This is a genomic window from Pseudomonas agronomica (assembly GCF_025917275.1).
Classification (GTDB): Bacteria; Pseudomonadota; Gammaproteobacteria; order Pseudomonadales; family Pseudomonadaceae; genus Aquipseudomonas; species Aquipseudomonas agronomica.
In genome coordinates this window covers 1-9,489 of sequence record NZ_JAOSHO010000176.1, presented here as the reverse complement: position 1 = coordinate 9,489, position 9,489 = coordinate 1, and the positions used below count along the sequence as shown (strand labels likewise).

The window sequence follows — 9,489 nt, the reverse complement described above, 5'->3', positions numbered from 1 at the left end:
CAGCTCGGCCAAGTGCGCTCACCTTAGTGACGCTGTCGTCCAAATTCCTAGAAAGTCTGGAGTCCTTATGTCGCTTACCCCTGAGCTGGTTGCCGAACTGGAAATCCTCGCACTCTTCAACCTGGACAGTTCCCAGGAAGGCCTGAAAATTCATCAGACCGCTGCCCCCAAAGCCATCGCCGCTGCCCAACGGCTGTTTGAAAAAGACTTGATAGACCAACCCGATGGCGGCTACCTGACCAGCCTGGGGCGCGATGCCGCGCAAAATGTGCAAACTGTCCTGACAATACTCCGCGCCGAAGAAACCGCCTGATCTCCCCCCGCCCACGGAAATCCCCTTCATCGGGATTTCCGCAGGCGTACGTAAAAATCCTGATTTCAAAATCATTTCCAGCTCAAGAATTCCAGGAGACGGGCGCTAACCTGCCATCACCTGTGTTGTTCCCCACGTTCGACGCCGCGAGCCGGTTTGAGCTGACATGACCCGCAATCACGAAATACGCCCCGATCTGGACGAGGGAATCGACCGCAAGGTCCTGAGCCAGTTGCGCGCGCGTTTTCTCAAGCTCAACTCCGTACGCATGGAGCGTGCGCTGGAAGGTTTGTCGACCCGCCAGCAGGGCGTATTGACGCTGCTCCCGCTGTTTTTTCACGTCAACCATCCGCTGCTGCCCGGCTACGTCTCGGGCAGCACACCCGCCGGGTTGTCGAACTACGAACCCGACGCCAACGTCCTCGCCGAAGCCCAACGGCTGACCCGATCGTTCTCCTATAAGCCGCGCCACGGCAGCAACCCTCCACGGCCGATCCTTGGTCTGTTCCTGATGGGCAGCCTCGGCACCCTGGCCCAGGCCGACCAGAGCGACATGGACGTGTGGGTTTGCCATGGTCCGGACCTGAGTGACGATGAACTGGCCGAATTGCGCAAGAAGTGCCAATTGCTGGAGGCCTGGGCCGCGACCCAGGGTGCCGAAGCGCACTTTTTTCTCATCGACCCGGCGCGATTCGTCCGGGGTGAACGGGACAATCAGCTCAGCTCCGATGATTGCGGCACCACGCAACATTATTTGCTGTTGGACGAGTTCTACCGCACCGCGATCTGGCTGGCCGGGCGTACGCCGATCTGGTGGCTGGTGCCGGTCTATGAAGAAGAAAACTATGAGCAATACACGCATACTCTGATATCCAAGCGTTTCATCCGTGCTGACGAAACCCTGGACTTGGGGCATCTGGCCTACATCCCGCCGGGAGAATTCATCGGCGCCGGGCTCTGGCAGTTGTTCAAGGGTATCGAGTCGCCCTACAAATCCGTGCTCAAGCTCCTGCTCACCGAGGTCTACGCCAGCGAACACCCAACGGTGCGCTGCCTGAGCCTGCGCTTCAAGCAGGCCGTGTTCGCCAACCGCCTGGACCTGGACGAACTGGACCCGTACATGGTGGTTTACCGCCGGATCGAGGAATACCTCAACACCCGTGGCGAACCCGAACGCCTTGAACTGATCCGACGTGCGCTGTACTTGAAGGTGAACCGCAAGCTCACCGGCCAGGCTCGCAGCAGCGGCTGGCAGCGAAATCTGCTGGAGCGCCTGGCCCGTGAATGGGGCTGGGATCAACGCCAACTCGCCCTGCTGGACAGCCGCAGCCAATGGAAGGTGCGCCAGGTCAGCAATGAACGGCGCGCACTGGTTGGCGAGTTGACCTACAGCTATCGCTTCCTGACTCAGTTCGCCCGCACCGAAAAAACCGTCAGCCTGATCAACAAGCGCGACCTGAATGTCCTGGGCCGGCGACTGTACGCGGCCTTCGAGCGCAAGGCCGACAAGATCGAATTCATCAATCCCGGGATCGCCCCGGACCTGGCCGAAGACACCCTGACGCTGGTCCAGTCGCCGAACAAGAAAGAACCGGGGCAGAACCAGTGGGGCTTGTACAACGGCAGCCTGAACGCCCTGGAATGGGAAAACTTCGCCCCCATCAAGCGCAGCCGCGAATTGCTTGAATTGCTCACATGGTGCCATCGCAACGGCGTGATCGACAGCAGCACGCGCCTGGCGCTACACCCCGGCGAAAGCGACCTGAGCGAGTTTGAACTGTTCAACCTGCTGGGCAGCCTGCAACAGGCAATCGCCCTGCCGCTGACGACGGTCGACGAAGAACGATTGCTGCATGCCAGCGTCCCCAGCGAAGTACTCATCCTGGTGAACGTCGGCGTCGACCCGCTCAAGCATCACCGCGACCTGAACATCCTGATGACCACCGAGCGCACCGACTCCCTGAGCTACGCCGGGGTGCGCGAGAACCTGGTGCTGACCCTCGACCAGGTCACGCTCAATAGCTGGAATGAAGTGTTGGTTACCCGCTTCGACGGCGAGCATGCCTTGCTCGACTGCTTGCGCGATTACCTCAACGACCTGCCGGCCACACGGCACCAGCCACGCTTGCAGGTCCGCTGTTTCTGTCACAACCGCGCGCAATTCATCGCGCGACGGGTCGAGGAGGTCATCGAGACGGCCCAGACCCTGCTGCTGAGCAAGCTCAACTATCGCTACCTGCTCCAGGTCCAGCAGCACTACCACGTGCTGGAATTGGTGCCCGGCCAGGTCAACCACGTGGCGCTGGGCAGCCTGTCGGCGCTGATGGATTATCTGGGCGAAGAATTGACGGCCTACAGCCCGCTGCATCTGGATTCGATGGCGCTGGAGGATCACGATGTGGCGCTGATCCTGCCCATGGGCCAGCCCGAGTGCATCCAGGTGTTCTACCGGGTCTACGAAGAAGAGGCCGAGCTGTACGTGCTCGATGAGTTCAATGCCTTGTGGCAGCAGCGCTTGCCATTCCACGATGAACAAAGTCTGCTGGTGCCGCTGCAGCGATTCCTGCAATCGGTGCTTTACCGCCGCGAAGCCTTGTTGCCGATGGACGGGGCCCAGCCCCTGCCCCTGGAAATCCTCTATTACCAACTCCTGCCTTCTGGTAGTGGGCGGGCCCGGCGGGTCGAATCACGGCAGTCGCCGCAAACGCCGGTCAACAAATCGTTCTACGACGTACAGGCGATCATCGGCAAAGCCGCGCACGGCCAGGTGCACGTCACCCTCTATTGCGATCAGCGCGAGTTTTCGGAACTGGAGCATGGCGACCAATTGTTCCGCGTGGTCGCCAGGGAAATTGTCGGCCAGCGCCGCGAGGCCGAGCGCTACCGCTGCTACATCACCGACCTGGACCTCTCGGGCCTGGTGGGTGACAGCGCTTGCTCAAGCAATTTGTTCCTGCGCTACAAGGCCGACCTGGAACGCGCGCTGAACGAGGCGCTGAACCAGGTCTGAGACGGGTTCAGAACGCGCAGTCGCCGCCATTGACCGGCTGCGACTCGACTTCCAGCAAGGTCAGCTTCAGGGTCTTGCCACCCGGTGCCGGCCAGTCGATGTGCTGCCCGACCTTCAAGCCCAGCAAGGCGCTGCCCACCGGCGCGAGGATCGAAATCCTGCCCTCATCCGCATTGGCGTCCTGTGGATACACCAACGTCAGGTGATAATCCTTGCCGCTGCTTTCCTCGCGGCAGTGCACGCGCGAATTCATGGTCACGACATCGGCAGGCACTTCATCGTGTGCCACCAGGGTTTCGGCGCGATCCAGTTCGGTTTGCAAGGCGACCACGCCTGGCAGCGTTTCATCCAGGCTGTCGATCAAGCGCTCCAGACGCTGTACGTCCAGGCGAGTCAGGGTGATGGAAGGTGCGGTCATGGTCCAGGCAGACTCCTTTCTTCTGCACGAAAAAAGCAAAACCCCGCCACATAAAGACGGGGTTTTCACGGGCCTCGATGCGTTGAGGCGTAGTCGGACACTACCAGTAGGAGCCGATGAGTGCAACGAGACCGCGCTCTTGCCCGTAGGAGCTGACGAGCGCAGCGAGGCTGCGATCTTGATCCGGGCAATTGAATCTGAAGCGAAAGCCCAAGATCAAAAGATCGCAGCCTTCGGCAGCTCCTACGAGGATTTTCGCTTGAGCGCCTCGGCACAGATCACCCGCCGACGCTCATCGTCAGCCGAGCGCCACTCGCGGATATCCTCCACGTGCCGGAAACAACCCAGGCAGACCTTGCGCTCATCGAGCTTGCACACGCTGGTGCACGGCGACGGCACGGCCGGGCTGACATTGCTGTAGAGCGGCTTGGGCGGCGGCGCCGGAACGGTCTGGCTCACGGAATCACAGCCCTTCGAAATCGAATTCCACGCCGGCCTGCTGCTTGACGATGCGTTCGAGCATCTCGCCCAGTTGCTCTTCGCTCTTGTCGCACATCCAGCGCTCGCTTTCCTCGTCGTAGTCGAAGTGGAAGCCGCCGGACACCGCCGCCAGCCACAACTGTCGCAACGGTTCCTGGCGACTGAAGATCAGTTGGGTACCGTTTTCGAACTTGACAGTCAGTACGCCGGCGGACATTTCCAGGTCGATGTCCAGGTCGCTTTCTTCGAAGATATCCTCAAGTGTCTGCTGGGTAGCATCGACCAGATCGTGGAAACGGGCTTCGGACAAACTCATTGCGGCAACCTCAAAAATGTCTGACGGGCTCAAGCGCCGCAAGATACGGACGCGCCCGGCTGAATGCAAAGGATAACGACCAAGGGCCCGTGGGTGCTGAACATTGTTCACCGAATGGGCGACCCTGGAGTCCAAGGCCCGCCAGACGGGCGCCCCGTTGCATAGGCAAGCTGTCGGGTGGCCGGTATACTCCGGCGCAATTAACGCATTTTCAAGGATTTCGCCATGAAGCGCCTGATCTCTTCCCTTGCTGCGCTCGTCGCGGTTGCCTGCCTTGTGACAGCCTGTGGTCAAAAAGGTCCGCTGTACCTGCCTGATGACAGCAAGTCTCCCGAAGAACAAGCAGAGCAGGCCAAGTCGTCGCAATCCAAATCCCACGCGCACGACACCCACACCACTTACTAAGGGAACGCCATGGACGCTTTTAACTACCGTGGCGGGGAGCTGTTCGCGGAAGGGGTTGCCCTGTCTGCGATCGCCGAGCGTTTCGGCACGCCGACCTACGTCTATTCCCGTGCCCACATCGAAGCCCAGTACCGGACCTTCGCCGATGCCCTCGAAGGCATGCCGCACCTGGTGTGCTTCGCCGTAAAGGCCAACTCGAACCTGGGTGTGCTCAACGTCCTGGCACGCCTGGGCGCCGGCTTCGACATCGTGTCCGGTGGCGAGCTGGAGCGTGTGCTGGCCGCGGGCGGCAGCGCTGACAAGATCGTCTTTTCCGGTGTCGGCAAGACCCGCGAAGACATGCGTCGCGCCCTGGAAGTCGGCGTGCACTGCTTCAACATCGAATCCACCGACGAACTGGAACGCCTGCAAGTCGTCGCCGCCGAGCTGGGCGTTCGCGCACCGGTTTCCCTGCGCGTGAACCCCGACGTCGACGCCGGTACCCACCCGTACATCTCCACCGGCCTCAAGGAAAACAAGTTCGGCATCGCCATTGCCGACGCCGAGGACGTGTACGTGCGTGCCGCCCAACTGCCGAACCTGGAAGTGCTGGGCGTCGATTGCCACATCGGTTCGCAACTGACCACCCTCGAACCCTTCATCGATGCCCTCGACCGCCTGCTGGCACTGGTCGATCGCCTCGGCGACTGCGGCATTTACCTGCGTCATATCGACCTGGGTGGCGGTGTCGGCGTGCGCTATCGCGATGAAGAGCCGCCGCTGGTGGCCGATTACATCAAGACCGTGCGCGAACGCCTCGACGGCCGCGACCTGGCGTTGATGTTCGAGCCGGGCCGCTACATCGTGGCCAACGCCGGCGTGCTGCTGACCCAGGTCGAGTACCTCAAGCACACCGAACACAAGGACTTCGCCATCGTCGATGCGGCCATGAACGACCTGATCCGCCCGGCGCTGTACCAGGCCTGGATGGACGTCACCGCCGTGCGCCCACGTGATAGCGAAGCCCGCAGCTACGACATCGTCGGACCGATCTGCGAAACCGGTGACTTCCTCGCCAAGGGTCGTGAGCTGGCGCTGGAAGAAGGCGACCTGCTGGCCGTGCATTCGGCGGGCGCCTACGGGTTTGTCATGAGTTCCAACTACAACACCCGCGGCCGCTGCGCCGAGGTGCTGGTGGACGGTGATCAGGCATTCGAAGTACGCCGCCGCGAGACGGTAGCCGAGCTGTTTGCCGGCGAAAGCCTGCTGCCGGAGTAATACCATGCTGCTGCGTTTTACCAAGATGCACGGCCTGGGCAATGACTTCATGGTCCTCGACCTGGTCAGCCAGCACGCGCACATCCTGCCCAAGCACGCCAAGCAATGGGGTGATCGGCACACCGGTATCGGTTTCGACCAGTTGCTGATCGTCGAGGCACCCAACAACCCGGACGTGGATTTCCGCTACCGGATCTTCAACGCCGACGGCTCGGAAGTGGAACAGTGCGGCAACGGCGCGCGCTGCTTTGCCCGGTTCGTGCTGGACAAGCGCCTGACCGCCAAGCGGCAGATTCGCGTCGAGACCAAGAGCGGCATCATCGAACTGGATGTGCGCAGCGACGGCCAGATCGGCGTCAACATGGGCGCCCCGCGCCTGGTGCCGGCGGACATCCCGTTCCAGGCGCCGGCCCAGGCCCTGAACTACACCGTTGATGTCGACGGCACTGCGGTGGAACTGGCGGCGGTGTCCATGGGCAACCCCCATGCGGTGCTGCGCGTGGACGATATCAACAGCGCACCGGTACACGCACTGGGGCCGAAGATCGAAAACCATCCGCGCTTTCCGGCACGGGTGAATGTGGGTTTCCTGCAAGTCATCGATCGCCACCGCGCCCAACTGCGCGTCTGGGAACGCGGCGCCGGGGAAACCCAGGCCTGCGGCACCGGCGCCTGCGCTGCGGCCGTCGCTGCGATCAGCCAAGGGTGGATGGATTCGCCCCTGTTGATCGACCTGCCCGGCGGGCGCCTGTCCATCGAGTGGGCAGGCCCTGGCGAACCGGTGATGATGACCGGCCCGGCCGTACGCGTATACGAAGGACAAGTTCGTCTTTGAGTGAGCCAAACCCATGACCGACAAGCCAAAGGTTCCAGCCCCGCACCCCGACGAAACCCCGAGCCTTCCGGACTCAGCGGCGGTGACCGCGTACCTGGAGGCGCATCCGGACTTCTTCGTCGAGCATGAAGACCTGCTTGCCACGATGCGGATCCCCCACCGGCGCGGCGATACCGTGTCGCTGGTCGAGCACCAGATGAAGATCCTGCGTGAACGCAACATCGAGATGCGCCATCGCCTTTCGCACCTGATGGACGTCGCTCGCGATAACGACCGGCTCTTCGACAAGACCCGTCGGCTGATTCTTGCACTGATGGACGCGAGCACCTTGGAAGACGTGGTGATGAGCGTCGAAGACAGTCTGCGCCAGGATTTCCAGGTGCCCTTCGTCAGCCTGATCCTGTTTGGCGACAACGCCATGCCGGTGGGCCGCTGGGTCACCCACGCCGACGCGCAAACCGCCATCGGCGGCCTGCTCACGGAGAACAAAAGTGTCAGCGGCAGCCTGCGCGAGCACGAGCTGGACTTCCTGTTTGGCGAGGAACAACGCAAGCAGATCGGCTCCACCGCTGTTGTCGCCATCGCCCACCAGGGTGTCCACGGCGTATTGGCCATCGCCAGCCGCGATCCGCAGCACTACAAGAGTTCGGTGGGCACGCTGTTCCTGAGCTACATCGCCGAAGTCACCGGCCGGGTGCTGCCACGGGTCGTCGGTTCGCTGCGCTCGGTACGCTGATGATGGAACGGCAGCTGGACGCTTACTGCGAACACCTGCGCAGTGAGCGCCAGGTGTCGCCTCACACCTTGTCGGCCTACCGCCGCGACCTGGAAAAAGTGCTCGGCTGGTGCCAGAAGCAGAACATCGACACCTGGTCGAGCCTCGACATCCAGCGCCTGCGCAGCCTCGTCGCCCGCCTGCACCAGCAGGGGCAATCCTCCCGCAGCCTGGCGCGACTGTTGTCGGCGGTGCGTGGCCTGTACCAATACCTGAACCGCGAAGGCCTGTGCGATCACGACCCGGCCACCGGCCTGGCGCCGCCCAAAGGCGAACGCCGCCTGCCGAAGACCCTCGACACCGACCGCGCCCTGCAATTGCTGGACGGCGCCGTCGAGGATGATTTCATGGCGCGACGGGACCAGGCCATCCTCGAACTCTTCTACTCCTCCGGCTTGCGACTTTCGGAGCTGACGGGGCTGAACCTGGACCAACTGGACCTGGCCGACGGCATGGTCCAGGTGCTCGGCAAGGGCAGCAAGACCCGCCTGCTACCCATCGGCCGCAAGGCCCGTGAAGCCCTCGAGTTGTGGTTGACGCTGCGAGCGTTGGCCAATCCTGTGGATGACGCGGTGTTCATCAGCCAGCAGGGCCGACGCCTGGGCCCGCGGACAATCCAACTGCGGGTCAAGGCCGCCGGCGAACGTGAGCTGGGGCAAAACCTGCACCCGCACATGCTCAGGCATTCCTTCGCCAGCCATCTGCTGGAATCTTCCCAGGACCTGCGCGCCGTCCAGGAATTGCTCGGCCACTCGGACATCAAGACCACCCAGATCTATACCCACCTGGATTTCCAGCACCTGGCGACGGTCTATGACAGTGCCCACCCCAGGGCCAAACGCATCAAGGGCGACGAATCATGACCATCGAGCTCATCACTTTCGACCTGGACGACACGCTGTGGGACACCGCCCCGGTGATCGCCAGCGCCGAAGCCGTATTACGCCAATGGCTGACCGACAACGCGCCCGACCTGGGCGATTTCCCGGTGGAGCGCCTGTGGGCGATCCGCGCGCAAGTGCTCAGCGAAGAGCCCAACCTCAAGCACCGCATCAGTGCACTGCGCCGGCGCGTGCTGTTCCGGGCGCTGCAAGACGCCGGTTATGACCAGTGGCGAGCCTCGGAGTTGGCAGACCAGGGATTCGAGGCATTCCTGCATGCCCGGCATCAACTGGAGGTCTTTCCCGACGTCGAGCCGACCCTGGAAATCCTCGCCAACCAGTTCGCCCTTGGCGTCGTCACCAACGGCAACGCCGATGTGCGTCGCCTCGGGCTGGCCGACTACTTCAAGTTTGCCTTGTGTGCCGAAGACATCGGCATCGCCAAGCCTGACGCCCGGCTGTTCCACGAAGCCTTGCAACGCGGCGGCGCAACGGCGCAAACCGCCGTGCACATCGGCGATCACCCGGGCGACGATATCGCCGGCGCCCAACAGGCCGGCCTGCGCGCGGTGTGGTTCAACCCGACGGGCAAGACCTGGGACGCCGATCACGCCCCCGACGCAGAGATCCGCAGCCTGACCGAACTGCCGGGGTTGTTGGCTGCGTGGCATAGCCAGCGTTGAACCCTATTTCATAGCCACCAAAACCCCTTGTGGGAGCGAGCCTGCTCGCGATGACGGCGATACGTCCAACATCAATGCCCGCAGACCCACCGCATCGCGAGCAAGCTCGCTCCCAC

General features: G+C 62.5%; 11 protein-coding genes. 8 read left to right on the top strand and 3 right to left on the bottom strand.

Annotation, left to right across the window (positions count from 1 at the left end):
* Nucleotides 1-67: 67 nt before the first annotated feature.
* Complete coding sequence (locus OC610_RS14355) at nucleotides 68-313, top strand: TIGR02647 family protein (RefSeq protein ID WP_030138169.1); 246 nt, start codon at nucleotides 68-70, stop codon at nucleotides 311-313.
* Nucleotides 314-479: 166 nt separating this feature from the next.
* Nucleotides 480-3,323, top strand: coding sequence for a class I adenylate cyclase (locus OC610_RS14350; RefSeq protein ID WP_264428553.1), 2,844 nt, complete (start codon nucleotides 480-482; stop codon nucleotides 3,321-3,323).
* Between the two features lie 7 nt (nucleotides 3,324-3,330).
* Here OC610_RS14350 and rnk read toward each other — a convergent pair whose 3' ends face one another.
* The 3 genes from rnk to cyaY all read right to left on the bottom strand — a co-directional run bounded on the left by rnk (nucleotide 3,331) and on the right by cyaY (nucleotide 4,537).
* The gene (gene rnk, locus OC610_RS14345) at nucleotides 3,331-3,741 is read right to left on the bottom strand and encodes a nucleoside diphosphate kinase regulator (protein WP_264428551.1); all 411 of its coding nucleotides are present in this window, start codon (nucleotides 3,739-3,741) and stop codon (nucleotides 3,331-3,333) included.
* Nucleotides 3,742-3,984: 243 nt separating this feature from the next.
* Nucleotides 3,985-4,200: a DUF1289 domain-containing protein gene (locus OC610_RS14340; protein ID WP_264428549.1), complete on the bottom strand. Its 216-nt coding sequence runs from the start codon at nucleotides 4,198-4,200 to the stop codon at nucleotides 3,985-3,987.
* A gap of 4 nt (nucleotides 4,201-4,204) precedes the next feature.
* Nucleotides 4,205-4,537 carry an iron donor protein CyaY gene (cyaY, locus tag OC610_RS14335; protein WP_217860615.1) on the bottom strand — a complete coding sequence of 111 codons (333 nt, stop codon included), beginning with the start codon at nucleotides 4,535-4,537 and terminating at the stop codon, nucleotides 4,205-4,207.
* Between the two features lie 225 nt (nucleotides 4,538-4,762).
* Between cyaY and lptM the strand changes: the two genes are divergently transcribed.
* Genes lptM through OC610_RS14305 form a run of 6 tightly spaced genes read left to right on the top strand, consistent with a single transcriptional unit; the run spans nucleotide 4,763 to nucleotide 9,373 of the window.
* The gene (gene lptM / locus OC610_RS14330) at nucleotides 4,763-4,942 is read left to right on the top strand and encodes an LPS translocon maturation chaperone LptM (protein WP_264428547.1); all 180 of its coding nucleotides are present in this window, start codon (nucleotides 4,763-4,765) and stop codon (nucleotides 4,940-4,942) included.
* A 9-nt stretch (nucleotides 4,943-4,951) separates the two neighbouring features.
* Complete coding sequence (lysA, locus tag OC610_RS14325) at nucleotides 4,952-6,199, top strand: diaminopimelate decarboxylase (protein WP_181288054.1); 1,248 nt, start codon at nucleotides 4,952-4,954, stop codon at nucleotides 6,197-6,199.
* Nucleotides 6,200-6,203: 4 nt separating this feature from the next.
* The gene (dapF, locus tag OC610_RS14320) at nucleotides 6,204-7,034 is read left to right on the top strand and encodes a diaminopimelate epimerase (protein ID WP_264428545.1); all 831 of its coding nucleotides are present in this window, start codon (nucleotides 6,204-6,206) and stop codon (nucleotides 7,032-7,034) included.
* Between the two features lie 13 nt (nucleotides 7,035-7,047).
* The gene (locus OC610_RS14315) at nucleotides 7,048-7,770 is read left to right on the top strand and encodes a DUF484 family protein (protein WP_264428543.1); all 723 of its coding nucleotides are present in this window, start codon (nucleotides 7,048-7,050) and stop codon (nucleotides 7,768-7,770) included.
* A gap of 2 nt (nucleotides 7,771-7,772) precedes the next feature.
* Entirely contained in the window at nucleotides 7,773-8,672 is a 900-nt protein-coding gene (xerC, locus tag OC610_RS14310; protein ID WP_264428555.1) for a tyrosine recombinase XerC, read from the top strand.
* A complete protein-coding gene (locus OC610_RS14305) occupies nucleotides 8,669-9,373 on the top strand; it encodes an HAD family hydrolase (protein ID WP_181288051.1) in 705 nt (234 codons plus the stop codon). The genes xerC and OC610_RS14305 overlap by 4 nt, the downstream gene beginning before the upstream one ends.
* The last annotated feature ends 116 nt before the right edge of the window (nucleotides 9,374-9,489 follow it).

Bases quoted from the DNA above. Each gene is read 5' to 3' on its own strand.
- OC610_RS14355 (WP_030138169.1), top strand. From the start codon at position 68: ATGTCGCTTACCCCTGAGCTGGTTGCCGAACTGGAAATCCTCGCACTC.
- lysA (WP_181288054.1), top strand. From the start codon at position 4,952: ATGGACGCTTTTAACTACCGTGGCGGGGAGCTGTTCGCGGAAGGGGTT.
- xerC (WP_264428555.1), top strand. From the start codon at position 7,773: ATGGAACGGCAGCTGGACGCTTACTGCGAACACCTGCGCAGTGAGCGC.
- OC610_RS14305 (WP_181288051.1), top strand. From the start codon at position 8,669: ATGACCATCGAGCTCATCACTTTCGACCTGGACGACACGCTGTGGGAC.
- OC610_RS14315 (WP_264428543.1), top strand. From the start codon at position 7,048: ATGACCGACAAGCCAAAGGTTCCAGCCCCGCACCCCGACGAAACCCCG.
- OC610_RS14350 (WP_264428553.1), top strand. From the start codon at position 480: ATGACCCGCAATCACGAAATACGCCCCGATCTGGACGAGGGAATCGAC.
- lptM (WP_264428547.1), top strand. From the start codon at position 4,763: ATGAAGCGCCTGATCTCTTCCCTTGCTGCGCTCGTCGCGGTTGCCTGC.
- rnk (WP_264428551.1), bottom strand. From the start codon at position 3,741: ATGACCGCACCTTCCATCACCCTGACTCGCCTGGACGTACAGCGTCTG.
- cyaY (WP_217860615.1), bottom strand. From the start codon at position 4,537: ATGAGTTTGTCCGAAGCCCGTTTCCACGATCTGGTCGATGCTACCCAG.
- dapF (WP_264428545.1), top strand. From the start codon at position 6,204: ATGCTGCTGCGTTTTACCAAGATGCACGGCCTGGGCAATGACTTCATG.